This is a genomic window from Gordonia sp. NPDC003376 (genome assembly GCF_053589235.1).
The window spans coordinates 32260-57802 of the sequence record NZ_JBSFRM010000014.1 but is presented as its reverse complement, the minus strand read 5'-3'; the positions used below and the strand labels follow the sequence as shown (position 1 = coordinate 57802).

Below are 25543 nucleotides of genomic sequence, written 5' to 3'. Positions count from 1 at the left end.
GAACGCACCCCCTCTTCGAGGTGCTCGCCGGCCGAGGTCGGCCGTCGGAGGTTTCGACACGCCTCGTCGCTGCGCTCCTCGTCGGCTCAATCAGCGTGGGGGACAATCCTCGTCGGCTCAATCAACGTGGAGACAACGCTCGTCATCGATGTGGAGGACGACCTCACTCCGATCTCGACGGCCGCCGTGGCCGGTCAGCTGGTCAGTACCCGGCACGGCCCCGTCGACTCGCGCACGACGAGTTCCACTGGAAAACGGATCGACCGGGCTGCGGCATGGGCGGGGTCGTCGAGGATGCCCAGCATCAGTCGGGCGGCCTCGGCACCCATCGCGTGGTGGTCGACGGCGATGGTGGTGAGTGCCGGCGACATCAGCTCGGCACTGGGGACGTCGCTGTAGCCCACCACGCTGATCTCCTCGGGACAGCGGATCTGCCTGGCCCGCAGCTCTTTCAGCACGCCGAAGGTCACGAGGTCGTTGAAACCGACGATCGCGGTGCAGTCGGTGGTGTCGAGCAGGTGGGCTGCGGCGGTCCTGCCCTGCTCTGCGTCGATGCGATCGATCGTCACCACGAGCGAATCGTCCTCGGGTAGGCCGTGATCGGTCATGGCGTTCCGGTAGCCGTGTCGGCGCGCCACCCCTGTGCTGATCGATGCGGGACCGGCGATGTGAGCAATTCTGTTGTGCCCCAACTGAACCAGGTGATCGATGATCAGTCGCATGCCGCGTTCGTCGTTGCTGATCACCTCGGGGTTCCCGCCGGTCGGGCCGGCGCGCAACAGGTTCACCACCGGCGCCACCCTGGTAAACCGGTCGGTGCCGTCGGGGTCGCCGACCACGGAGGTGGTGACGATCAGCCCGTCGACGTGACGGGCCTCGAGGGTGCGCAATTGGGCCAGCTCCCGTTCGGGGTCGTTGTGGGTGTCGACGAACAGGGTGGCGTAGCCGGCGGCGGTGGTCACCTCGTCGATACCACGGAGCAGATGCGCGAACAGTGGCACGGTGAGGTCGCCGATGACGACGCCGATGGTGTTGCTGCGCGCACTGGCGAGGCTGCGGGCCATCGGGTTGGGCAGGTAGTGCAGCTCGTCGGCGGCGGCCAGCACCCGCTCGAGCGTCTCGGCACTGACGAGATGCCGGGTGCGTTCGTTGAGGGCACGTGACGCCGTCGCCGGATGGACATCGGCGAGCTTGGCGACGTCGGCCAATCGGGATCGCACGGACACGCTCCTCCCCCTGCCTTCGGTCCGCTGAATGCCCCTCACCCTACCGACTTCCGCGTGCAGATGCGAGCGTTTGCATACAGGTGGCAGCAGTGTGACGTTGACAGCAACCGCTTGCATTGGCATGCTGGCTGCGAGCGCTTGCAGTGGTCTGGCACACACTGCGGCCCCGTACTGTGACAGCCGCCCAGGAGAACCGATGACCACCGACCTGATGCGACCCGAGGCCCTGGCCGAGGCCGTTCTCGAGAGCTTCGAGCGCACCGAGAACCCGCGACTCAAAGAGGTCTTGCAGAGCCTCACCCGGCACCTGCATGCCTTTGCCGTCGAGATCGATCTGACCTTCGAGGAGTGGGAGACCGCGATCGACTTCCTCACCCGGACCGGTCACACCTCCGACGACGTCCGTCAGGAGTTCATCCTGCTCTCCGACGTCCTCGGTGTGTCGATGCTGGTGGAGACACTCAACGACATCGAGACCCCGGACGCCACCGAGTCGACCGTGCTGGGGCCCTTCCACATGGTGGAGTCGCCGAAACGTGAACTCGGTGAGAACATCTCACCGTCGAGCATCGGACAGACCTGCGTGGTGCACGGCACCGTCCGGGACGAGGACGGCACCCCGGTCCCGGGCGCGGCCGTCGACGTGTGGCAGGCCGACGCACTCGGCTTCTACGACGTCCAACAACCCGATTCCCAGCCCCTCGGCAACGGCCGAGGCCTGTTCACCACCGACGACGAGGGACGATTCGCCTTCGAATCGATCGTTCCAGCGCACTATCCGATCCCGACGGATGGTCCGGTGGGTGAACTGCTCGCCGCCACCGGCCGGCACGCCTACCGGCCCGCGCACATCCACTTCATCGTCACCGCACCGGGATTCCGGGAGCTGACCACCCACATCTTCGTCGACGGCAGCGAGTACATCGACTCGGATGCGGTGTTCGCGGTCAAGGAGTCACTGATCCGCGACTTCGTGCCGCGGCCCGCCGGCACCGACAACCCGTGCGGTGTCACCGGAGAGTTCGTCGACGCCCGGATCGACATCACCATCCACGCCGAAAGCGACGACGAGAACTGATGCAGCCCTTCAGCTATGACGCCCTGCCCATGCGAGTTCGCTTCGGCGAGAAGGCTCTCGAACAGCTGCCCGGCGAGCTCGTGGCACTCGGCGTCAGCCGGGCGGTGGTGCTGACCACCCCGCGGGAACAGACCTTCGGTGAGCGGGTCCTCGAGTTGCTCGGGCCTGCGGGGCTCGGGGTGTATCCGCATGCGGCGATGCATGTCCCGGTGAGTACGGCCGACGCGGCGTGCGCATACATCACGGAGGTGGGCGCCGACAGCGTCGTCTGTCTCGGCGGCGGCTCCACCGTCGGCCTCGGCAAGGCCGTCGCATTGCGCACCGGACTGCCGATCATCGCCGTGCCCACCACATATGCCGGATCCGAGATGACCCCGGTCTGGGGACTCACCGAGGACGGGATCAAACGCACCGGACGCGACCGACGGGTCCTGCCGGCGTCGGTGATCTACGACCCGACGCTGTCGACCGGGCTTCCGGTCGGCGTGTCGGTGACCAGCGGGTTCAACGCGGTCGCCCACGCCGTCGAGGGCCTCTACGCCCCGGATGCGTCACCGATCATCTCGTTGATGGCCGCGGAGGGCGTCGCGCGGATGCTCACCGCGCTGCCGGCGATCGCCGCCGATCCATCCGATCCGGAGGCCCGATCGGATGCGCTGTATGCGGCATGGCTGTGCGGTGCGGTACTCGGGGCCACCACGATGGGCCTGCACCACAAGCTCTGCCACATCCTCGGCGGCACCTTCGACCTGCCGCACGCCGACACCCACTCGGTGGTCCTGCCGTATGTGATGGCGTTCAACCTGCCGGCCGCGCCGTCGGCGGCCGCGGCGCTCATGCGGGCCACGGATGTGGCGTCACCGGCCGCCCGGGTCCGCGAGCTGGAACGGTCCCTGGGTGTGGTCGGCTCGCTGGCCGATCTCGGCATGCCCGAATCAGGGATCGACGAGGTGATCCGGCAGGCGACGGCTGCGCCGTACAGCAATCCGCGCCAGGTCACCGAGGCCGACCTGCGGGCACTGGTGACGGCGGCGTTCACCGGGAGCCCGGTCGACTGATCACCGATCCGTCGGCCCCGGCCCGGTACGTCGGGGAGCGGGTCGGCCGGGCGGGTCGGTCGGCGATGTCGAACCCGGCGACCACCTTGGTGGGTTCGAGGCGCACCACCAACTCACCGGGCACGGCATTGCGGTTGCCGTACTCGTCGGCACGGTCGGCGCCCATGTAGCGCGCCGCGATGCGGGTCGCCGTGTCGAGTAGGTCGGCAGGATCCTCGCCGATCGTCGCGGTGCCCTGCACCTGCACGAACGAGAAGGGCGGCCGCTCGTCGTCGACGAGGATGCAGATGCGCGGATCCCGGCTCAGCGCACGACCTTTGGCGGTCTCCGATCCGGTGTTGAAGACCAGCACACCGTCATCGACGATGAACCAGACAGGCGCCACCAGCGGGCGTCCGTCTGCGGCGACAAAGGCGAGTTTGCCGGTGCGGGTGCCTTCGGTGAGGAAGTCGATGACGGTGTCGGTGAGGTCGGCGTCGGCCATGAACCCATCATGCCCGCCCGGCACGCGCCTGTGCCATCTTTACCGGGCCATCATCGCGGGGCCGTCAACCCGTGACAATCACTCCGGGACCTCGAGGCCGGCTGCCACCACCGGCGATCACGTCCGGTGAGCTGCTACCGCATCAATCGGTCGTAGGTGGCCGTGAGCATCTCCACCAGCACGTCCAGGATGGTGCGCAGATCGGCCGGCTCGGTTGTGCCGATGTCGACGTGCTCGGTCGCCACCGACAGCAGATACCAGTCCACCAGCAGCTGCGTGATCGCTCCGATCAGGCCGACCGCCGCCAGACGTTGCACCGGGCTGGGCGTCCGCTCCCCCATGATCAGGGCCAACAGCAGTTCGGCCCACTCGTGGATGGCGCGCATGCGGACCGACTCGACGGTGGGATCGACGCCGACCACCTCGAAGAGGATGACGCGGGCGCGCCGCGGATCGCCGGAGAGCGTGTCGAGAAAGCTGCCCAGGATGGCCCGGGCGGCCGGGGTCACGTCGCCCGCGGCGATCGGACGGCCGTCGGCCACGTAGCCGGACGCGACGGCGAGGACCTCGTCTCGTGCGGTCGTCACGCAGTCGTCGTAGACCGCCACCAGCAGCGCCGTCCGGTCGGCGAAGGACTCGTAGAAGTAGCGCTGGGTGAGGCCGGCGTGGTCGCAGACGCGTTTGACCGAGACGTTGGGGTATCCGTGTTCCCCGAACTGGTCGAGGCCGGCCTCGACGAGCTGCGCACGACGCCGAGTGCGCCGTTCGTCGGCGTCGGCGCCCCCGTACCGGCGCCCGCCGGCCACGTCGGTGGTGGGCTCGGCGGTCATCGCGGCTCCTGAGATGTCGGCTGATCGTGGACACCACGATATCTGACAAGCTATCGTGTCACATAAGAATCTGACACGCACGAGTGTCAGATATTCATCCGGAGGTGGCCATGCTCAATCTGCTGCCCGAGGCGATGCGTGAGCCGACGCTGCTCGCCATCCCGTTCTTTCTCACGCTGCTGATCATCGAATGGGTGGCCGCCTGGAAGCTCGAGGACCGTGATCGACCCGACGATCCCGGTCGGACGGGTGGGGGCCGGGTCCCTGAGGGTCGGCCCGGGGACGGTCGTGCCCACCCGCCGGTGGGCGGCTACGAGACGCGTGATGCCCGGGCGTCGATCTCGATGGGTCTGGTGTCGATCGCGACCAGTGCCGGCTGGAAGGCACTGGGCCTACTCGCCTACGCCGCGATCTTCGCCTACCTCTCTCCGTGGCAACTGCCGGCGTCCGCCTGGTACACGTGGGTGATCGGGTTCATCGGGGTGGACCTGCTCTACTACTGGAACCATCGCATCTCCCATCGCGTGCGGCTGGTGTGGGCGACTCATCAGGCCCATCACTCCAGTGAGTACTTCAACTTCGCCACCGCGTTGCGGCAGAAGTGGAACATCAGCGCCGCCCTCGTGATGTGGCTGCCCCTGCCCTTCCTCGGCATCCCGCCCGCGGTGGTGTTCGCCTGCTACGGCCTGAATCTGATCTACCAGTTCTGGATTCACACCGAACACATCGGAAAAATGTGGCGTCCGGTCGAATTCGTGTTCAACACGCCGTCGCATCACCGGGTGCACCACGGCAGTGACGCCGACTACCTCGACAAGAACTATGCCGGTGTCTTCATCCTGTGGGACCGGATGTTCGGTTCGTTCGCGGCCGAGACCCACCGTCCCACATATGGATTGACCAAACCAATCGGCACCTACAACATCTGGACGCTGCAGACCCACGAGTACGTCGCCATCGCCCGCGACGTGCACGCGGCAGATCGGTTGCGGGACAAGCTCGGCTACGCCTTCGGTCCGCCCGGGTGGGCGCCCGCCGATCGCCGGTCAGTCCCCGCTGCCGCCGCGGGACTCGTTGAGTCGGGCGAGTAACTCCGACAGCAGCGACTCGGCCCGATCGCCGGGGACGACGTCGAGTAGCGCCATCACCGGCGCGAGTTGCTCCGGCAACGCCGCCGACGCGTCGTCGTCACCGCCGAGGCCCAGCGACGCCAGGATCTCGTGCGCCGCATCGGATCCCAGCCGGCCGGGTTCGCCGAGCGCCGGGATCGCCGCAGGCAGTTCCGACAGGTCGATCGGCGGTGTCCCGCGGACCGCATCCGCCGCGGTGACCAGGGCCGCACACAGGTCCTCGACCACGCCATGGGTGACCGGAGTGACGGTCAGATGGGTGGTGTGTCCGAGTTCGGGGCCGCCGTCCTGACGCAGTCCCGGCTGTGGCTGCAGGACGAAGCCGTTCTCCCTCACCCGATCCGCCCACAGGTGCGGATCCACGCGATCGGCCGCCGGTACCGCCGGATCGGCGCGGACGGCGAGCAACGGACCGGTCGGCTCCCCGACCACCTCGAGCCCCCGGATCCCCGCGATGCGGTCACGCAGACGGATGGTCGCGTCGCGGGTACGGGCCGTGAGTTCGGCGAACCCATCCATTCCGAGATACTCGATGACGGCCCACGCCGCCGCGAGCGACGCGGCCGAACGACTGCCCAGCATCGTCGGGTTCACCACCGGATATCCTGGCCACGCCGTGGTGGCGAATCCCGCCGCCCGCTTGGCATCCCGGTCGGCGAACAACAGCACCGAGGCCCCCTTGGGGGCGTAGCCGTACTTGTGCGCATCCATCGACAGGCTGGTGACACCGTCGATCCGGAAATCCCAGGGCGCAGACGTGTCCGCACCGCCGTCCCAGAACGGGAGCACCCAGCCACCGATACACGCATCCACATGCACCGGAATCCCGTGGGCGGCAGCCACCGGTGCCACGGCGGCGATGGGATCGAGTCCGGCGAACGGATAGTTCGGCGCCGACAACACCACCAGTGCAGTGCGTTCCGACAGCCGCCCGATCACGGCGTCCGGAGTCACCACGCCGTGGCCGTCCACCGGGACGAGATCGAGCTCGACGTCGAAATAGCTCGCGGCCTTGTGGAAGGCGGCATGCGCGGTCACCGGCGCCACCACCACCGGAGTCCCGGCCGCGGAGCCGGGCGCGGCCGATCGGGCCGCCCGCCACCGATCCCGCGCGGATTTGACGGCGAGCAGACAACTCTCGGTGCCGCCGCTGGTCACCAGACCCACCGCCCGCTCCCCCGACGGCAACCGATCGCCGTGCACCAGATCCGCGGCGAAGTCGATGAGTCCCTGCTCCATCCGGGCGATCGACGGGAACGTCGTCGGATCCAGGCCGTTGAGACCTTGAACCGCGGCGGCCGCCCGGCGGGCGAGCTCATCGAGCTCGCCCAGCCCCGGGTCGTACACATAGGACAGCACGCGTCCACCGTGTGTGGGGGCATCGTCGGCGCGGAGCTCGTCGAGCCGGGTGAGGATCGTGTCGATGCGGGTCGTACCGGTCACAGGCGTTCCTTCTCCGGGGACGGTGTGGCGTCGATATCGCTGCGCCGCAGCGGATACCGTGCGATGAGCAGGAGACTGAGCAGGGTGAGTGCGGCCGGCACCACGCTGAATCCGCCGACCATCGCGACGATCGCCGAACGGGGTTGCTGCACCGCCGAATCGGCATCGGAGGAGATGTAGCCGCCGAGGGCGAGCACCACGGTGAACACCACCGCGCCCAACGCCATCCCGCTGGTCTCCCCGGCCGTCCACACGCCGCCGATCACCCCGGCGGTGGACTGCCGGTGTCGACGCTCGTCGTGGGTGATGACGTCCGGCAGCATCGCCATCGGCAGGGACTGCATGCCCGCGTACGCGGCACCCGCCACCCCGATCGGCAGGTACACCCACCATCCCGGCGACCACCACAGTCCGATCAGGCAGAGGGTGGCCACCGTGAAAAGTACCGACGCGACGGCGAATCCGGCCTCCTTGCCGATCCGGCGGGACAGTATGGCCCACAGGGGTGCACAGATCAGGGCCGGTGCGATGAGTGCGGCGAACAGCCCGGAGATCGCGGCCTCGGAATCGAGCACCCACGTCGCGATGTACTGCGCGCCCGCGAGCATCAGGCCGGTCGCCAGACCCTGCAGGACGAACGCGCCGAGCAGGGTCCGCAGCGGCGCACTCCGGCGCAGTACGGCCAGACCGGTCCGATACCCCTCCCCCACCACCGAGGTGCCCACGGTGCCTGTGTGCGGGGCAGTCTCGGGTGGCCTGGCGTCGTCGGCGGTGCGTGCGGCGACCAGCATGGCCGCACCGATCACCACGCCCGACACCAACGCCATGATCAGATAGCCCACCGCGGGTGAACCGCCGAGCTCGCGGAGCGCCGGACCGCCCGCACCGAAGGCCAGGATGCCGACGGTCAGCACCGCCACGCGGACGGTCAGCAGGCGGGTGCGCTCGTCATACTGGTCGGTCAGCTCCGCGGGCAACGCGATATAGGGAACCTGGAACAGGCTGAATGCGCTGGCCGACAACAGGAATGCGACCGTCACCCACACCGCTGACACACCACTGGCGAGGCCGGTCGGCACGGCGAAGGTGAGGGCGAAGAACGCCGGGAGGGTCAGGGCGCCGATCGTCATGAATCGTCGACGCGAACCCCGTTGTGCCGCACTGTGATCACTGAGCGCGCCGATCGCCGGGTCGATCACCACATCCCAGATCTTGGCGATCGCGACGATCGCTCCGGCCGCCACCGCGGCCACCCCCAGCGTGTCGGTGAGGTAGTAGACCAGCACGAGTCCGGGCAGCGTGGCGAAACCCCCGGTGCCGAGCGACCCGAGGCCGTAGCGGGCCAGCGTCGCGCGGCGCAGCGTGCCCTGCGGTGACGTCATCGGTGGGTCTCGACGATCAGCTCGTCATCGTCACGGTGGAGATGGCCACCTGATAGCCGTTGGACCCGCTGGGCGGTGAGGTGATCCAGATCAGCAGATCCTTGGCGGGCTTCGGGTCGGCGACGGTCAGTGTGGTGCTCGGCTGGTCGACCGTCCCCGACGCCACCTCGGTGGTCTGGCGCAACGTGGCGTCGGCCGACGTCGCAGTGCGCAGCGAGACGTCGAATCCCGGTGTCGTCGTGGTGATGGTGACCGTCTTGACGGCCTGCTCGGAACCGAGGGCGAACATCAGGCCCAGCCCGTCCTTGAGACCGGCGAATCCGGCGGCCCGGTAGATGTCCGAGCGCCAGCCCGGGGCCGTCCCGGTGAGGATGTTGCCCACCAGGTCGGGGTTGTCACCGGACTGCCCGGAGTAGTCCACGAGCGTCACCGCCGCCGGCCGGATCGCCCCGGCCGCGGAGGTCGAGGGTTCCTGCCCCGATGCCGACGTGGTGGGCCCGAGGAACGTACCGATGTCACTGTTGTCGTCGTTGCCGCCGAAGATGCCGGTCATCCACACCACCAGCGCGACGATGACGAAGATCACCAGCAGGGCCGCACCGGCGAGCAGCGGGCCGGTGCGGCGGTTGCGCTCCGGTTCGGTGGTGCCGATCTTCGGTGGCGGTGCCATCGTCACCGGGGAGTCGTCGCGGCCGATCGCCGGCAGCATGTCGGTCTTGAGGTCGACGACGGTCGCCTGGTCGAGGACGTGCTGCACCGTCGCCGCGGTGCGGATGCCCCGCGTGCCGGCGAGGGCGCGGGCGGCCACGGCGGAGATCTCGAACGGGATCTCCGGATCCACCTCGCGCGGCTCGATCGGCGCGTTGTCCTTGCCCGGGATGGCGGCCGGCAGCCCGTCGACGGTGCCGGTGGTGTCGGTGGTGGTGGTCAGACGTGACCCGGTGGTGGCGTCGAGCGGCCACCGCTGCAGCAGCAGCGCGTAGAGCACGGCGCCGAGGCCCCGGACATCCGACGACTGGTCGTCACCGGCGAGGGTGCCCGGGAAGGCCAGAACCGCGTTGCCGTCGGTGCTGATCCGGATTCGTGACGGATGGTCGATCGACAGGGCACCACCGGAACGGTGGGCGGCCTCGGCCGCCGCCGCGAGGGCGCGCACCGCACGGGCGGCGCCGATCGGCGACGGATGGGTGCGTGCCACCTCGGCCAGCGATGAGCCCTGCACCCACTCGGCGACGACGATGCCCCCGGACGAGCCACGCACCACGTCGAGCACGCGGGCCACACCGGCCGACGAGATCTGACCGAGCCGCAGCGTGCGGGTGAGGACCGCCTGGGGGCCCTCGTCGGTCGACTTGGCGGTGGCCTCTCGGGCGGCCGGGGGTGCGAGCTGCTCCGCGTCGACGAAGGTCAGGGCGACCTCACGGTCGAGGTTGATGTCCTGTGCCTTCCAGAACTGCAGCCCGCGGGTACCGCCGTGGTGCTCGAGCAGCCGGTAGCGGCCACCGGCGACAGCGGCGCCCGGGACCAGACGCGGGCCGCGGCGGCGTGGCGCGACGACCGGCTCGGCCCGATCGGGGTCGGGCGCGGCAGCGGTCGTCGGAGGGTCGGCCGGGCCGGGAACCGCCGGGTCGTGCCGGGGAGCATCGGACGTGGCGATCGGGGTCCCGCTGACCTCGGGACGATCCGGGGTGGTGTCGACACCGCTGTCACTCACGTGACGCGCTCCTCTCCGGCGATAACGCATGTCCGGCGGCCGATGCGACGGCGACCAGGCGGTGACGCCGGTGCCGCCCGCGGCTCCGCCGGAATGCACCGAATACGACTGCCAGGTCGCGGTCCCGCGATCGAACCGCCGGAGTACCTGTACCTGACCAGAGTACGGGAGTGATTCGTCGGTGGTGACCCGCGGAAACTGAACCGTGATCGTCGGCGCGGACGGCGTCTCCGGCTGGTCCTTCGGGGCCAGCGAGGGCACGAATCGGCCCAGCATGCGGCGCACCGAGTTCATGATCGCGACCACGTCGCGGACACCGGCCGCGGCGAGTCCGGCATAAATCGTGCCGAGTACAACGATCCCGGTCAGCACCAGGTAGGCGATCGAGCCGATCTTGCCGTGCTGGGTCGCCAGATCCAGCCCGGCGAGATGGGCGATGAACCACACCACGAAGGCGACCGACACCGACACCGCGATCGACACGATCGTCGTGTAGGTGACGTCGGCGAGACGGGCCGGCTTCTCGGGTGTGCTCAGCCGCGCCTTGAGCAGGTAGTGGCCGACGACCGCGCCGACCAGATAGCCGAGGCCGTTCGCGAGGGCCAGCCAGCGCACCACCAGCTCCGGGTCGCTGAACAGCACCGGACCCAGATATGACGCGGTGACCTTCACCGCGGTGATGCCGAGCACCATCAGCGTGGGGGTCCAGGCGTCCTCGCGGGCATAGAACACCCGCAGCTGCACCAGCGTCATCGCATACGGGATCAGGGTGAACGCACCCCAGGCGAGGGTCGAACCGAGCTGTGAGGCCACGTCGGCGTCGAATCGGCCGAAGTTGAACACGGCGACACCGATCGCCGGCCCGAAGAAGGTCATGTACGCGACGACCGGTACCAGGGCGACCATCGTCAGCCGCGTCGCCAGGGACATGTCGTCGACGACGGAGTCGGTGTCGTCGGCGGCGGCATTGCGCGACAGCCGCGGCATGATCGCGGTCAGGATGGTCACGCCGAGCACGCCGTACGGCAGCTGCAGCAGTTGCCAGTGGGTGGCGTAGACCGAGATACCGGAGGCGTCGGCGTGCGCGGCGATGCGGTAGGTGACCACCAGGCCGGCCTGCAGGATCGTCACGTACAGGACGATCGCGACGGCCATGTTGCCGAACCGCCGCAACCGGGCGTCCAGTCCCCACTGCAACTGCAGCTTCACACCGGCCTTGCGCAGGTACGGCACGAGGACGACGGCCTGTACCACGACGCCGAGGGTGGTGCCGATGCCGAGTACCAGCAGCTGCGGATCGGTCATCCGCACCGGGTTCAGCGTGATCTCGCCGGGCATCAGCGCGTACAGCACCAGGGTCGCGATCTGCACGACGTTGTTCATCACCGGCGCCCACGCACCCGGTTTGAACAGGCCCTTCATGTTCAGGATCGCGATGAACAGCGCCGAGAGCCCGTAGAACAGGATCTCCGGTAGCAGCAGATAGGCGAGCGCGGTGGTCAGTGGTCGGTTGACGTCACCGTCGCCGACGTTGAGGTAGGTCAGCAGGGGTGCGGCGATCAGCGCGATCACCGTGGCGCTGCCGAGGGTGACGAGCGTGAGGGTGAAGATGCGGTTGATGAAGCCGCGTCCGCCGTCCTCGTCCTCCACCTCGGCACGCACCAGCACCGGGATGACGATCGCGGTGAGCACGGCACCGAGGACGACCTCGGCGATCATGCTGGGCAGCACATACGCGGCCTGGAACGCCGACGCGATCGCCGGGCCGAGCATCGCCAGCACCAGGATGGTGCGGACGAATCCGGTGATCCGGCTGGTCAGGGTGGCCAGGGCGATGGAGCCGCTGGTCCGCAGGATGGACGAGTCGGAATCGCGGGCCAGGCCGTCGGCCGGGGAATCGTCGTCGCCGACGGCGTCGGAGGTCTGCTCCAGCACCGACGACACGGCCCGGGCGGTGCCGGCGTCGGGTGCCTCGTGCTTGTTCCGGTGCGGTTGTGGTTCCGGTGTGCGCGTCGCGTCGGTTGCGGAGCGACCCGACAGCGGCGGTGCGTCGGCGAGTGGACCCGCCAACGGCGTGGGCCGCTGCGGCCCGCCGGGACGTGGGGCCTGGCCGGCGCGCGGACCCCGTGGATTCGGCGGTACCCGCGGCGGCGGGGGCACACGACGGGGCGCGGCGCGACGGGGAATGTCGTCGCGCGGTCCTCGGTCGTTCATACCCCTGCCTTGGTCGGTGCTCTGGTCGTCGGTGTGCTGCGGGCTGTGCGGGTTCTCGGTGTCGGTCACGTGTGCGGGCTGCTGTCCGGATTCGGTTCGGGATGCCCCGGCGACGGGGTACCCGGATCCTCGGAGGGGAGCCCGGGCAGCAGCTCCTCGTCGGACAACTCCTCGTTCTGCAGCGTACGTCGTCGCTGCTGGTAGGTCGTCGCCGCGAGCAATCGTTCCAGCTCATCGGGTTCCGGGCGGTCCTCGTCGGCCGGATCGGGCTCGCCGCGGAACCGGTGCCACAGACGCCTCGCGGTCAGCAGGATCAGCACCACCGCCGCGATGATCGTGACGATGAACAACGGTTTGCCGTACGCATTGGAATGCACCGACAACGTGATCGGCGAGCCCAGCTGCACACCGGTCACCGTGTCCATCGAGATCGTGACGGTGATCGCCTCGGAGCTGTCGGCGCGGGTCGGCATCTGGATCTGGCGGGTGCCTCGCGCCGGGATCTCGATGGTGCCGAGATCACCGATCTCCAGATCCGACGACGTGTCGGTGGTGATCCGCACCCGGATCGGCAGCGACAGATCGTTGCGCACCACGAGCAGCAGCGGACTGCGTTCGGACGCCAGCGTGTACCGGCCGCCGGGGTCCAGGATGGTCACCGCCGACCGGATACGGCCCAGCGTCGTGCTCACGGCGTCGGTCGCCACCACCCGCGTCCGGACGAGCCGATCCCGGGTGGCGGTGCCGGCCTGTGCCGGAGTGGTGATCGACCGCAGCAGGTCCTCGCGCAGCGGCGCCATGTAGCGGTCCGGGGACACGGCCACCTCGGCCGTCGCGACCAGCGAGTTCTGCAACCGCCACGACATGTCGGTCTGGGCGCGGATGGTGTCGGCGGTCGCCTCGGTCAGCGGCACCGACAGGCTCGCGACCGACCGGAAACCGGCGGGCGTGCTCAACTGTGCGGCCGTCCGCGCGTCGGCGGTGGCCGTTGCGACCTCGGCGAACGGTCGGGGTGCGGCGGCGTCGGCGCCGAGCAGGACCGTGGCCGTCGACAGGAGTGCCTCGGTGTCGTCATCGGTCGGGGACCAGTACAGCGACGGCAGGATCACCTGCGAGCGGCCGGTCACCGGAACCGCGCCCGACGCGGTGCCGGTGGGCGAGCTCCCGGTCGACGAGCCGGGGGTCGAGGGCACGTCGATCGCGCCGAAGGCCAGCGCCCCGACCGCCGCCTGTCGTCGGCTGACCGCGGACTCCTCGGACAGATCCACCTGCTGATCGGCCGGGGTGAGTGTGGGCGTGGTCGGCGCGGTCCCGACCGCGGCCATCGCGGCCGTCACCGGTTGGTCGAACGTCGACACCCCGAGGTCGCCGACGCGGTAGCCCCCTGCGGCGGAGGCGTCGCGCGTGGGCGTGACATTGTCCGCCGAGGTCAGCGCGGCGTGATGGTCTGCCGACTGCAGCAACGACGCACCCTGCTCGTCGATCGCCCCGAGGGCGGGGATGGTGAGCCCGCGCACGCTGCGGACACCCAGGATCGCGTCGATGATGTCGGCCGGGGAATCGAGGGCCGCGGCGGTCAGCCCGACGTCGTCGATCTGGTGCAGGGACGTGAGGTCGGCGGCGGCGAACGGGAGGGCCACCACACACATCCGCGACGACACCGTCCGCAGCTCGTCGAGCCATGCGGCCGCGGCCGCCTGCCCGGTGCCCGGTTGCGTCGGCGACAGGGGATCCGCCGGATCGGCGGTCACCACATATCCCAGCGACATCGCGCGCACGGTGACCAGCAGATCCGGGTCGACGGCCAGGCACATCGACCGCGCGATGGCGGAGACCGGTGCCGGAGGTGCCGACTCCGACGACCCGGCGCCGGAGTCGTCGGGAGTCCCGGAGTCGGGACTCGGTGCCGGACTCGAGGACGATCCGCCGGTCCCGGTAGGAGGGTCGGCCACCGCGCGCAGGGGATCCAGCAGCGACTTCAGCCGGCCGCCGTCGCTCAGCGACGCCGCGAGGTCCTCGCTGATCAGCCGCACCGGTTCGGTGTTGCCGCCGAGTACGCCGGGGGCGAGCTGCGGCGGTGCGGCGACCGGCCAGAGCAACGTCAGCCGCGACGGATCAGAGGTGTCGGCCGACACCGAGCCGTCCGGGCCGAGGCCGGTGACAGGGGTGGTGCCGGACTCGCTGGGATCGACATACGACGCCGCGCGCGCACGATTCGGCGGCAAGGACAGGACCGGTAGGAGGGTGCGGGAGCCGGCGACCTGCGCCATTCCGCCGTAGTCCGGTAGACCGTTGACATTGATCTGCAAGGGGTAGACGCCGGTCCGGTCGATCTCCAGGCCCGTCCCCGACAGCGGCACGGTCAGGTCGAAGGCCACCTGCGCGCCCGGGGCGAGGCCGTCGTCGGAGCCGATCGGCCGGAATGCACTCGCCGCGGCCACCGGCGGATGCTCACCGGCCAGCGAAGACCGCAGCGCGTCGGCGTCGGACACCGCATCACCGCGTTCGAGCCGGATGGACAGCTCGTGGATGGTGCGGGAGCTGGTGTTGAGGACATGTCCGGTGACACTCACCGTCGGCCCGGAGGTGCTCGTCACCATCGTCGGGGTGAGCGAGTCGATCACGATCCGCGCGAACCGCGCGGCCTCCGACGCGGTGGGTGTGGCCCCGGCCGACCCCGACGCCGGGGGTGTTCCACTCGGGGCCGCGGCCGCCGGTGAGGCGGCCAGCACTGTCAGCATCGCGACGGCACACACCACCACCAGGCGACGGAAGGCGAGCAGGGGCAGTGCGGGGATCGGGCGGAGGACGACGCGGTCGGGCCGGTCAGCCATCGCCGGTGGCCGGCCGACGGGGTCGCCTCCGGCGCCGACGAGGGCGCGCCGGAGGTGGCGGCTCGTTGCGGCGCTGATTGCGTGCGGCTGCGGCTCGTTCATAGGCGTTGGGTTCCGTGCGACTGCTCTCGGCCTCCGACTGCGCCAGCCGTTGGGGGTCGGCGGCCAGGTCGGCGATCACACCGCGGGCCATCCGGGCCAGTCGCCGCTCGTCAGAGTACGTCAGCCGCCGCGGCAGCTCGTGCAACGGCACCCAGGCCACCTCGCTGACCTCGTAGTCGGCGTCGGACAGCTCACCGCCGGTACTGCGCAGCAGGTAGTGATGGACGGTCTTGTGGATTCGCCGGCCCTCGCTGACGAACCAGTAGTCGATCTTGCCGAGCGGTGCGACGACGGTCCCCTCGATGCCGGTCTCCTCGGCCACCTCTCGCACCGCGGTCTGTTCGGCCGTCTCCCCGGTCTCGATGTGACCCTTCGGCAATGACCACATCATCCGGCCCCGCCGGTCGACCCGTCCGATCAGCGCCGCCGACAACTCGTCCACCGGCAACTCCAGATCGGAGATCACCAGACCGCCCGCGGACGTCTCCCGGACCGTCCGTAGCCGTTCGGTCCGCTCCGGGACGACCCGGTCGGGGCTCATCCGGGCCCCGCGGCGCCGACCCCGGGCCGGGGTCTTGGGGGTCAGTGGCGTCGCCGTGTCCTGGGACAGGCCGGTACGCGTGATCTTCGCGGTCACCACCGCCATGTCGGACGGCTTCGGCGGGGTGACCCGCACCCCGCCCTTGCCGGATCCGTTCTTGCCCGCTCCGTTCTTGGCGGGCCCGGGTTTGACGGCAGAAGGTTTGACTCCAGAAGGTTTGACTCCAGAAGGTTTGACGGCTGTGGGTTTGAGACCGCCTGGTTTGGGTGCCCCGGACTTCCCGCCTTTGGGGGTGGCGTTCTTCGTGTTCCCGGGTTTCGGGCCACCCGGTTTGGGGCAACCCGGCTTGGGTTCTCCGGAACCGGAACCGGCCGGCGCGGTGGCCGCTCCCGGACCGTCGGCGCGCGGACCGGTGTCGGCGTCGGAGCGGGATTCGGGATTGCGACGCCGCCGCCGGCCCCGCCGCGGACGCCGGCGTCCCTGGCCTGGGGTGCCGCGCGGATCGTCGGCGCCGGATGCCCGGCCGGCAAGTTCTGGGGTGCGTCCACCGCCGTGATCGGCGGTGTATCCACCGGAGCGGACGTCACCGGTGACGTCAGCGGGGTCGGTGGAGGAATCGGTGGACACGTCTTCGATGCTAGCGGCTGGTCACCTGCTGTTTGCCCGCATGGTGCTGCTGCCGGGTGGGGTCGCGTGTCCCGCCACCACCGTCCGCGCGCCCCGCCGCAGCGTCGGGCGATTCGGTCGGGACCGGGCACGCCGGTAGGCTGACGTGCCGTGACAGACCGAACCGGGGGCGCGCCGACCGGGGACACCGACGAGCGCCGGACGCGGCTGCTGGCCTCGGCAGCGGTGTCGCTGCGCGGGATGTCGGACATCCTGCAACCGCTGGGCGCCCTGTTCGCCGACGCCGGCCACGAGCTCTACCTCGTGGGTGGATCGGTGCGCGATGCCGTGCTGGGTCGTCTCGGCACCGACCTCGACTTCACCACCGATGCCCGCCCTGAGCAGGTACAACAGCTTCTGTCCGGCTGGGCCGAAGCGCTCTGGGATGCCGGTATCGAGTTCGGCACGGTCAGCGCCCGCAAGGGAGATCTGATCCTGGAGATCACCACCTACCGGGCCGAGAAGTACGACCGGGTCGGTCGCAATCCGGTGGTCACCTTCGGTGCATCCATCGACGCCGACCTGGTGCGCCGCGACTTCACCATCAACGCGATGGCCGTCCGGATCGGTCGTGGCGGTGCCGAGGGCTTTCACGACCCCCTGGACGGGATGTCGGCCGCACTGGCCGGGATCATCGACACGCCCGCCACCCCGCAGGAGTCCTTCGACGACGACCCGTTGCGCATGCTGCGCGCGGTCCGCTTCGTTTCCCAGCTGGGCTTCACCGTCGCCCCGAGGGTGTCGCAGGCGATCCTCGACATGGCCGGTGAGATCGACCGGATCACCGCTGAACGGGTCCACGCCGAACTCGACAAGCTGATCCTCGGGGAGCACCCGATCGAGGCCATCGAGCTGATGGTCGACACCGGCCTGGCCGACCGCATCCTTCCCGAGGTGCCGGGTATGCGCCTGGCCATCGACGAGCATCACCAGCACAAGGACGTGTATCAGCATTCGCTGACCGTGTTGCGGCAGGCGATGGACCTCGAGGACGGCGACCCCGACCTCGTGCTCCGGTGGGCGGCGTTGCTGCACGACATCGGCAAACCCGCCACCCGCAAGCACGAGCCCAACGGCGGGGTCAGTTTCCATCACCACGAGGTGGTCGGCGCCAAGATGGTCCGCAAGCGGATGCGGGCGCTGAAGTACCCCAAGGCGATCGTCGAGGACGTGGCGACCCTGGTGTTCCTGCACCTGCGGTTCCACGGCTACGGCGACGGCGCCTGGACCGATTCGGCGGTGCGGCGCTATGTCACCGACGCCGGCCCGCTGCTGGATCGGCTGAACAAGCTGGTCCGTGCCGATTGCACCACCCGCAACCGCCGGCGGGCGCGGCGGCTGCAGGAGAACTACGACGACCTCGAGCAGCGGATCGCCGCCCTGCAGGCCGCCGAGGACCTGGACAAGGTGCGGCCTGACCTCGACGGCAACGCGATCATGGAACTGCTCGGCCTGCCGCCGGGACCCGAGGTCGGGCGAGCGTGGCGTTTCCTGAAGGAATTGCGTCTCGATCGTGGTCCGCTCAGCCGTGACGAGGCCGAGGAGGCGTTGCGCGTCTGGTGGGCCGGACAGCAGGGCTGATCCGGGGCCCGCGTGCGTTCACTCGTCCGGTCGGGTGAGCATCTCGACCGCACCGGGCACGATCTCGAACACCGCGGGCAGGTGCCCGACCACGTCGCCGTCGACGCTGACCGGCGCCGGTGGGTCGCAGTACAGCTCCACCTCGCGTCCGCGCAGCGTCGTGACCCGCGAATGTTCGGTGTGCCGTCCCGAGTACATCCGCGGCAGGTTGCGGGCCAGGGTGAGCCGGGTGAATCGTCGCGGTGGCCCGGCCAGGGTCACGTCGAGCATCCCGTCCTCCATCGACGCTGCGGGGGTCACGCGCATCCCCGCGCCGTAGCTGTTGGCGTTGCCGATCGTGGCGAACATCAGGTCGTGCTCCGAATGCTCCTCGTCGACCCGGACATAGTAGTGCCGCGAGTCCAGGGCGTTGATCGAGCGGAGCGTGGCGATCGGGAACCGCAGCTGCCCGCGCGGCCAGCTCATACGCAGCGATTTCGCGGTGACCAGCGCGTCGAATCCCGTCGCCGCGACCGACGCGAACAGGCTCGACGCCCCGTCCGGGAAGGTGACGCGACCCAGGTCCACGGTGCGCCGGTGCCCGGCGACGATGATGGCGACGGCCGCGTCGGGGTCGTCGATCGGGATGTCGAGGTGCCGGGCGAGGTCGTTGCCGTGCCCGGCGGGGATCACCCCGATCGGGATGCCCGACCGGAACGACCCCTCGACGATGAGCCGTAGGGTTCCGTCCCCGCCGCACGCCGCCAGCGCCCCGGTCCCGGACCGGGCGGCGGCCCCGGCGGCCTCGAGTACGTGTGCGGCGTCGGAGGTCAGCACCAGTTCGTGACCGACGCCGAGACTGCGGAGCGCTCCCACCGCCCGGAGTGCGATCCGGCGGCCCGCGCCCTGGCGCGAATGCGGATTCGCGATCACGGTCACGTGATCGACGGGGGTGGTGCTCACGGTCATTGGCGCCTGCAAGGGTCCCGGGGTCGGCGATGGAGGTTCGCTAGAGTGTGTCACATCCGCAGGATCGGCAACGACCCGAATTGTCGGATTGGACGACGAGGTCGGGGGGTGTCGCGATCGGTCGGAACCCAGGGCACGGCCGTCGCCGGAGATGCCGGTGCCCGAGCAGGGGTTCACCTCCCCGATCAGATCCCACCTGATCCCGAACCCCGTGGATCCGCGATCTCAGTAACCCATCGTGCGGAGCGCATCGGCGAGCCGGTCGAGCTCTTCGCGCTGCACGTCGAGATGCCCGCTGATCCGCAGCACGGTCTGGTCGCCGGCGAGCGGCGCGCGCCAGGAGTCGGCGGCGGTCACCAGGATGCCCACCTCCCCGAACAGCCGATCCCGGGCGGCGTGGACGTCCGAACTCTGCCATCCGGGCGGCGGGCCCAGCGTCACCAGGGCCGATGGTTCGTCGACCGGCTCGAGGATCTCCCAGCTGCCGATCCCGTCAAGGCGCTCCCGCGTGACCCGTCCGATCCGCGCGAGCTCGCGATACACGCGCTGCTGTCCGACCTGCTGCAGCTCGGCGACGGCCACGCCCAACCCGAGCCGACCGGCCAGGAAGGCCTCCGAACTGTCGATGTCCACCGAGCGCAGGGAGTCGCGGCGCACCGCGAGGAAGCCCACCCCACGCGGTCCGGTGAGCCATTTGCGGCTGGTGCCGTAGACGACGTCGGCGCCGGTCACGGTGGGGACGTGTCCCACCGACTGCGCCATGTCGACGACCACCGGGACCCGGGCGGCATGGGCCACCTCGACGATCCTCGGTACCGGTTGTACCAGCCCCGACATCGAGCCGACGTGGCAGATGTGGATGAAGTCGGGCTGCTCGAATTGCAGCATGTTCTCCAGCGCGTCGACGTCGACGTGCCCGTACACGTCCCCGTCGGGCAGCGGGCGCACGGAGTAGCCGCGCCGGTCGAACTCGACGAGGTTGGGGCCGAACTCGTTCTTGGCCACCCACACCGTCGACGACACCGGCAGACTCCAGCCGGTCAGCAACGCACGCAACGCGGCGCGGGCACTCTCCCGGAAGGTGATCTCGTCGGCGGTGTGCCCGATCAGCGATGCCAGGTCCCGGGTGTCGCGGGCGAGCTCGTCGGCACGGTCGTCGGCCGCGACATACGATCCGCGTTCGGCCTCGCGCCACAGATGCGCCGAGATGGTGCCGATCACCGCGTTCGAGGAGCGGCCGGCCGACGCCGAATCCAGGTGTGTCACCGCAGGGTTGAGTCGCGCCCGGTGGAAGTGTTCGCCGAGAACGCTGACGTACATGGTTCCTGAACCTACCGTGTGCCATCCGGGGTTGCGCAGGTCGGTGGAACCGTGGAGGTCCCCACCGCGTCCAAGGCTCATGGATCCGGTCATCGAGTACGTCTTCGGCACCGGCGACGGTGAACCGACCGCCTGGCACAGCCCCGCCGACGCCGATCCCGACGCCGACGGGATCGCCGAGGCCGTGCGGCTGGACTTCGACGGTGACGGCCGTGTCGACGATCTGATGTGGGACACCGATGCCGACGGGATCGCCGACGTCGCAGCGCTGGACACCGATGACGACGACCTTCCCGACGGGTTCTATCGGGATCGTGGGACGGGTGTGTGGGGTGTCGCGGTCGGACGGCCGACGGGGACCGGTGAGACCACGACACCGGCACCGCACACCGAACCCGATCCCCCGACCGCGGCGGAGCCGTCCGACCAGCCGGCAGCGTCGGGTGCGCCCCGTGTCCAGACACACGATCTCGATGGCGACGGCTCCCCCGACATCGAGATCGTCGACCCACCGTCGCGCGTGGGCGAGGTCGGGGGTGGTGAGGTGGGTGGCCGCCGGCTGTACGTCGACGAGGACGGGGACGGTGACCCTGACCGTGTGCTCATCGACACCGATGCCGACGGGGTCGCCGACACCGCCTACGACGCGTCGGCGCCCGAGTTCGGTCGATGAGGTCCCCCGGCCGCATCGGCGGCCGGTGCCGTGTCCGGGTCGACGTCGGTAGGGATCGGCAGATGCGTCGGATGGATCAACCGCACCGCGAGCACGCCGACCAGGTAGATCACCACGCCGACCAGCACCAACACCGCCGATTCTCCGCTCGCGGGGATCACCAGCGCGGTCAGGATCATCGCCACCACGTAGGCGACGTTGAACACGGCGTCCTGCACCGAGAACACCTGCCCGCGGACGGTGTCGTCCACGTCAACCTGCATTGCGGCGTCGCCGCAGAGTTTGGCGGTCTGGCCGACCAGGCCGATCACGATCGCCACCACACAGAACACCACCATCGAGAACGACAGCAGCGCCAGCTGCGCGAGGGCGCCGAGGGCGAGTGCCGACATCAGCGTGGCCCGCCGGCCGATCCGGGCCACCGCGATCGGGGTGGTGAGGGCGGCGAGGAAGGCGCCCACGCCCACACAGCCGAGGACCACGGCTATCCGGCCGAGACCGTCGCCCTGACCGGCCTGCCGCGCGAAGACGAACAGGGTGAGGGTGTTGAGCCCGAAGACGAGGCGGTGGAAACCGATCGCCGCCAACGCGGCTGCGGCCGTACGCCAGTGCACCACCGCGCGGATGCCGTGCAGGAAGCCGACGGCCACCGCGTGTACCGCCGAGTGCCCGGCGTCGTCGGGCTCGTCCGGACCGAGCTGCCTGGGTGGGAACCGCCTGGCCACCGCGGCTGCGAGCAGCGCGGCGAGCACCCCGACCATCGCGGTCTGAGCGCTGCCGACGTTGTCGTCGCCCACGACCATCCGGACCAGCAGGGCCACGCCCGCACCCACCGACAGCATCGCGCCGCCGAGCGTGGTGAACAGCGCATTGGTGCCGACGATCACGTCGCGATGGGTCACATGCGGCAGCGCCGCCGACAACCCGGACGCGACGAACCGGCTGGCCCCGGTGACCAGCAGCGCAGAGGTCAGGACGACGACGTCGGGACTGCCCGCCGCGATCACGATCGCCACCGCAGCGATCATGGCGGCACGCACGACGTTGGCCCACAGCAGCACCATCCGCCGGTCCCAGTGATCGAGGAGGGCGCCGGCGAACGGTCCGATGATCGAATACGGCAGCAGCAGCACGGCGAAGCCGAGGGCCGCGGCGAGCGGGTCGGCGTGCCGTTCCGGATTGAACAGGACACCGCCGAGCAGAGCCGCCTGGAAGACGCCGTCGGTGAGCTGACTGATCAGGCGAACCGCCAACAGCCGGCCGAGGCCTGGCGAATGACGCAACGACGCGGCGAACGAATGAAAGGAGGACACGCCATGAGTCCTGCCTGATGTCACCGGACCATATTACCGATCGTCGCCGGGCGGGACATGCCACAATGAAACCTGTGGACGGTGGTGACGACGCGGACGATCCGACCCCTGATCTGCCCGGCGGGAGAGCGGATGCGGCCCGGGACATGGAATCGGCGAATCGTGTTCGGGCAGGGGCACTTCTGGTCTCCTCGGCCGATCTGATCGAGCCGACCTTTGCACGCACGGTGATCTATGTCATCGAGCACAACGATGCGGGCAGTCTCGGTGTGGTGCTCAACCGGATGAGCCAGACGGCGGTGCACAACGTGATGCCGTCGTGGACCGATCTCGCCGCCTCTCCCCGCGCGCTGTTCGTCGGCGGGCCGGTCAAGCAGGATTCCGCCCTGTGCCTGGGGGTGATCAAACCGGGTGCCGACATCGGCGGTTTCGCCGCGATCCGCCCCGTCGCCGGCCGGGTCGCGCTCGTCGACCTCGACGCCGACCCGGAGGAGTTGGAGACCGTCCTCGAGGGTGTCCGGATCTTCGCCGGGTATGCCGGGTGGGGCATCGGGCAGCTCGGCGCCGAGATGGACCAGGACAGCTGGGTGCTGGCGTCGGCGCTGGCCCGTGACGTGCTGGCCCCACCGACCGCCGACCTGTGGTCGGAGGTGCTGCGTCGCCAACCCTGGCCGCTGTCGTTGCTGTCCACCCATCCGCTCGACACCTCGGTGAACTGACCCACCCTCGACCACCGCAGCTCTCCCCTCACGGGCCGCTTCCGGGGTGGCCCGAACCGCACCTTTCCGACATGGGTGATCGGTGTCACTCCCGGCTGATATGGTTCTGCGAAATCGTCTCAGTTCGGGGGTAGTGGGATGCGGGTTCGGGGTGCGCTGATCGTCGTGATGGCGTCGGTGATGGCCGTGATCATGGTTCTGGTCGGCGGGCCGGGGGCGGCGATGGCGTCGACGCCCGACGGTGGGGCCGCGGCGCAACGCTGGCTGGCAGCACACGACGGGCCGCACCCGAATGCCGGGGTCGACGTGACCTGGGATGTCCCGATCCGGATGAGCGACGGCACGATCCTGCGGGCCAACGTCTACCGCCCGACGAACGCCGCGCAACGCCCGACCGCCGCGAAGACACCGGTGATCGTGAACATGACGCCGTACACCAAGCTGATCAGCGCGGTGGGCGCCGCGGCCCTGCAGCATCCGGTACTCGAACCCTTCCTGCAGCAGCTCACCGGGGCGATCAATCTGCACGGCACCCCGATCGACGGCATCACCGACATCGCCCAGACCCTGCACGACGGTGGCGCACGGACCTTCGCCGTCGACTACGACCTGGTCCGCAGCGGATACACGATGGTGGTCGTCGACGTCCGCGGCACGGGGTTCTCGCAGGGCAAGTGGGATGTCTTCCAGCAGCGCGAACAGCAGGACACCGTCGAGGTGATCGACTGGGCGTCCACGCAGCGGTGGTCCGACGGCAACGTCGGCATGGCCGGGGTCTCCTACTCGGCGATCAACCAGATCCAGGCCGCCAACAAGCGTCCGCCCGCGCTCAAGGCGATCTTCCCGGTGGAGCCCGGCGGCGATCTGATCCGCGACATCGTCGCTCCGGGCGGCGCCCTCGGTGTGGGCTTCCTCCCGCTGTGGCTGAGCCTGATCAACACCAGCAAGATGATCCCGAACGTGGCGTCCATGGTGAACGGCACCTTCGACTGGAAGTGGCTGGCCGATCGCATCTCCGACCCGCTGACCTTCTATCCCCAACTGTTCGCGGCGCTGCTCACCCCGGACGTGCGGTCCATTCCGCCGGAGCTCGGCGATCTGCTGGCCGACGGCACCCGGCCCCGTGAGGCGTGGCAGGCGCATGCCGAGCGGATCACCACGCCCACCTTCATCTACGGCGGTTGGTTCGATCTGTTCACCAACAGCGAGGTCAAGATGTACAACGGCATCCCGTTGGCGCCCGGGAAGAAGCAGCTGATCATGGGTGACGGCTACCACCTCACGATCGGTGGCGGGCAGGGCCGACCGGGTACCCCGCCGCGCCTGGACGTGCTGCAGAAGGCGTGGTTCGACCGCTGGCTGAAGGGCGTCCACAACGGCATCGACGAGTACGGTCCGGTCAACCTGAAACAGATCGACAACCCGTGGATCACGGCGCAGCAGTTCCCCCGCGCCGGGATGACCCGACAGCGTCTGTACCTGGGTGACAGGCGCAGTGGAACCGCACCGCATGCCGTCGCCGACGGCAGTCTCACCACCGCGGCGCCCGCATCGCGGGGACGGATGACCATCGCGCCGGGTGTGCTCACCGTGTGTTCGCGGGACTCCGCCCAGCAGACCGCCGGGGCCACCGCCCTGTTCCCCTTCTGCGCCGACGACCTACGGATCTCCGAACGCAACGCACTGAGTTTCACCAGCGCGCCGGTGCCGGCGACCCGCAGCGTGAGCGGTTACTCGTCCGTCCGCGTCAATGCGGTGATGGACGCGACCGACGGGTACTGGACGGCCACGCTCAACGACGTGGCACCGGACGGCAGGTCGACGGTGATCAGCTCCGGCCAGGTGATGGCATCGTTGCGCGCCTACGACCGCAGCCGGTCGCAGTTCGCCCCCAACGGTGACGTGATCGACCCGTTCTACGAGCTCACCCTCGCTTCCCGACAGCCGGTGACACCCGGCAAGCCGGTGTCGATCGACATCGGGCTGCTCCCCACCGAGGCACTCATCCGCGCCGGGCACCGACTGCGGGTGGACGTGTTCGCGATGAACCTGCCGCGCGGGTTGCCGCTACGTCCGCTGCTCAACGAGTCGCAGCTGCGTCCGGAACACATCCAGCTCGACCCGAGTCGGCCGAGCTTCGTGAACGTGCCCCTGTCCGCGCCGCTGTGACTCACCGTCTGGGGGTCGGTGCGTGGTGCCGTGTCGGTCAGCCTGCGAGGCGATACCGATGACACGGATGCGGAGGTACGCGTCTGATCGGTTTACCCTCGGGATGTGACCGCGTTGG

Annotated in this window: 17 protein-coding genes and 1 pseudogene; 7 read left to right on the top strand and 11 right to left on the bottom strand. The window is 69.6% G+C overall.

Annotation, left to right across the window (positions count from 1 at the left end; all coding sequences use genetic code 11):
* Positions 1–194: 194 nt before the first annotated feature.
* Positions 195–1220, bottom strand: a complete 1026-nt coding sequence (locus tag ACWDUA_RS15240; RefSeq protein ID WP_449751839.1) for a LacI family DNA-binding transcriptional regulator — start codon at positions 1218–1220, stop codon at positions 195–197.
* 202 nt (positions 1221–1422) lie between these two features.
* Here ACWDUA_RS15240 and ACWDUA_RS15235 point away from each other — a divergent pair, with 202 nt between their 5' ends.
* Both ACWDUA_RS15235 and ACWDUA_RS15230 read left to right on the top strand, forming a co-directional pair.
* The gene (locus tag ACWDUA_RS15235; protein WP_449751838.1) at positions 1423–2304 is read left to right on the top strand and encodes a dioxygenase family protein; all 882 of its coding nucleotides are present in this window, start codon (positions 1423–1425) and stop codon (positions 2302–2304) included.
* On the top strand, positions 2304–3362 hold the full coding sequence (locus ACWDUA_RS15230; protein WP_449751837.1) for a maleylacetate reductase: 1059 nt from the start codon (positions 2304–2306) through the stop codon (positions 3360–3362). Before ACWDUA_RS15235 ends, ACWDUA_RS15230 begins: the two co-directional genes overlap by 1 nt.
* Before the next feature lie 58 nt (positions 3363–3420).
* Here the strand turns inward: ACWDUA_RS15230 and ACWDUA_RS15225 are convergent.
* Both ACWDUA_RS15225 and ACWDUA_RS15220 read right to left on the bottom strand, forming a co-directional pair.
* Positions 3421–3846 (bottom strand): annotated as a pseudogene (locus tag ACWDUA_RS15225) (PPOX class F420-dependent oxidoreductase); the annotation flags it as partial.
* A gap of 134 nt (positions 3847–3980) precedes the next feature.
* Positions 3981–4676, bottom strand: a complete 696-nt coding sequence (locus tag ACWDUA_RS15220; protein ID WP_449751836.1) for a TetR/AcrR family transcriptional regulator — start codon at positions 4674–4676, stop codon at positions 3981–3983.
* A 110-nt stretch (positions 4677–4786) separates the two neighbouring features.
* Here ACWDUA_RS15220 and ACWDUA_RS15215 point away from each other — a divergent pair, with 110 nt between their 5' ends.
* A complete protein-coding gene (locus ACWDUA_RS15215; RefSeq protein ID WP_449751912.1) occupies positions 4787–5767 on the top strand; it encodes a sterol desaturase family protein in 981 nt (326 codons plus the stop codon).
* On the opposite strand, the gene ACWDUA_RS15210 is transcribed toward ACWDUA_RS15215, so the two are convergent.
* The 5 genes from ACWDUA_RS15210 to ACWDUA_RS15190 all read right to left on the bottom strand — a co-directional run bounded on the left by ACWDUA_RS15210 (position 5723) and on the right by ACWDUA_RS15190 (position 16663).
* A complete protein-coding gene (locus tag ACWDUA_RS15210; RefSeq protein WP_449751835.1) occupies positions 5723–7249 on the bottom strand; it encodes a pyridoxal phosphate-dependent decarboxylase family protein in 1527 nt (508 codons plus the stop codon). The genes ACWDUA_RS15215 and ACWDUA_RS15210 overlap by 45 nt on opposite strands.
* Complete coding sequence (locus tag ACWDUA_RS15205; RefSeq protein ID WP_449751834.1) at positions 7246–8631, bottom strand: MFS transporter; 1386 nt, start codon at positions 8629–8631, stop codon at positions 7246–7248. Before ACWDUA_RS15205 ends, ACWDUA_RS15210 begins: the two co-directional genes overlap by 4 nt.
* A gap of 16 nt (positions 8632–8647) precedes the next feature.
* Positions 8648–12559 (bottom strand): lipid II flippase MurJ, encoded by a 3912-nt coding sequence (locus ACWDUA_RS15200; RefSeq protein WP_449751911.1) that lies wholly within the window; start codon positions 12557–12559, stop codon positions 8648–8650.
* A 65-nt stretch (positions 12560–12624) separates the two neighbouring features.
* Complete coding sequence (locus ACWDUA_RS15195) at positions 12625–15393, bottom strand: DUF6049 family protein (protein WP_449751833.1); 2769 nt, start codon at positions 15391–15393, stop codon at positions 12625–12627.
* Complete coding sequence (locus ACWDUA_RS15190) at positions 15386–16663, bottom strand: NUDIX domain-containing protein (protein WP_449751832.1); 1278 nt, start codon at positions 16661–16663, stop codon at positions 15386–15388. The genes ACWDUA_RS15195 and ACWDUA_RS15190 overlap by 8 nt, the downstream gene beginning before the upstream one ends.
* A gap of 150 nt (positions 16664–16813) precedes the next feature.
* On the opposite strand from ACWDUA_RS15190, the gene ACWDUA_RS15185 reads away from it, so the two are divergent.
* Complete coding sequence (locus ACWDUA_RS15185) at positions 16814–18283, top strand: CCA tRNA nucleotidyltransferase (RefSeq protein WP_449751831.1); 1470 nt, start codon at positions 16814–16816, stop codon at positions 18281–18283.
* A gap of 18 nt (positions 18284–18301) precedes the next feature.
* Here the strand turns inward: ACWDUA_RS15185 and ACWDUA_RS15180 are convergent, their stop codons facing one another.
* Both ACWDUA_RS15180 and ACWDUA_RS15175 read right to left on the bottom strand, forming a co-directional pair.
* A complete protein-coding gene (locus ACWDUA_RS15180) occupies positions 18302–19225 on the bottom strand; it encodes a diacylglycerol/lipid kinase family protein (RefSeq protein ID WP_449751830.1) in 924 nt (307 codons plus the stop codon).
* 231 nt (positions 19226–19456) lie between these two features.
* Positions 19457–20551: an aminotransferase class V-fold PLP-dependent enzyme gene (locus ACWDUA_RS15175; protein WP_449751829.1), complete on the bottom strand. Its 1095-nt coding sequence runs from the start codon at positions 20549–20551 to the stop codon at positions 19457–19459.
* 79 nt (positions 20552–20630) lie between these two features.
* Here ACWDUA_RS15175 and ACWDUA_RS15170 point away from each other — a divergent pair, with 79 nt between their 5' ends.
* Positions 20631–21224 carry a hypothetical protein gene (locus ACWDUA_RS15170; RefSeq protein ID WP_449751828.1) on the top strand — a complete coding sequence of 198 codons (594 nt, stop codon included), beginning with the start codon at positions 20631–20633 and terminating at the stop codon, positions 21222–21224.
* Here the strand turns inward: ACWDUA_RS15170 and ACWDUA_RS15165 are convergent.
* On the bottom strand, positions 21191–22561 hold the full coding sequence (locus ACWDUA_RS15165; RefSeq protein ID WP_449751827.1) for an MFS transporter: 1371 nt from the start codon (positions 22559–22561) through the stop codon (positions 21191–21193). The genes ACWDUA_RS15170 and ACWDUA_RS15165 overlap by 34 nt on opposite strands.
* A 41-nt stretch (positions 22562–22602) precedes the next feature.
* Between ACWDUA_RS15165 and ACWDUA_RS15160 the strand changes: the two genes are divergently transcribed.
* Positions 22603–23256, top strand: coding sequence for a YqgE/AlgH family protein (locus ACWDUA_RS15160; RefSeq protein WP_449751826.1), 654 nt, complete (start codon positions 22603–22605; stop codon positions 23254–23256).
* Between the two features lie 138 nt (positions 23257–23394).
* The gene (locus ACWDUA_RS15155) at positions 23395–25425 is read left to right on the top strand and encodes a CocE/NonD family hydrolase (protein WP_449751825.1); all 2031 of its coding nucleotides are present in this window, start codon (positions 23395–23397) and stop codon (positions 25423–25425) included.
* The last annotated feature ends 118 nt before the right edge of the window (positions 25426–25543 follow it).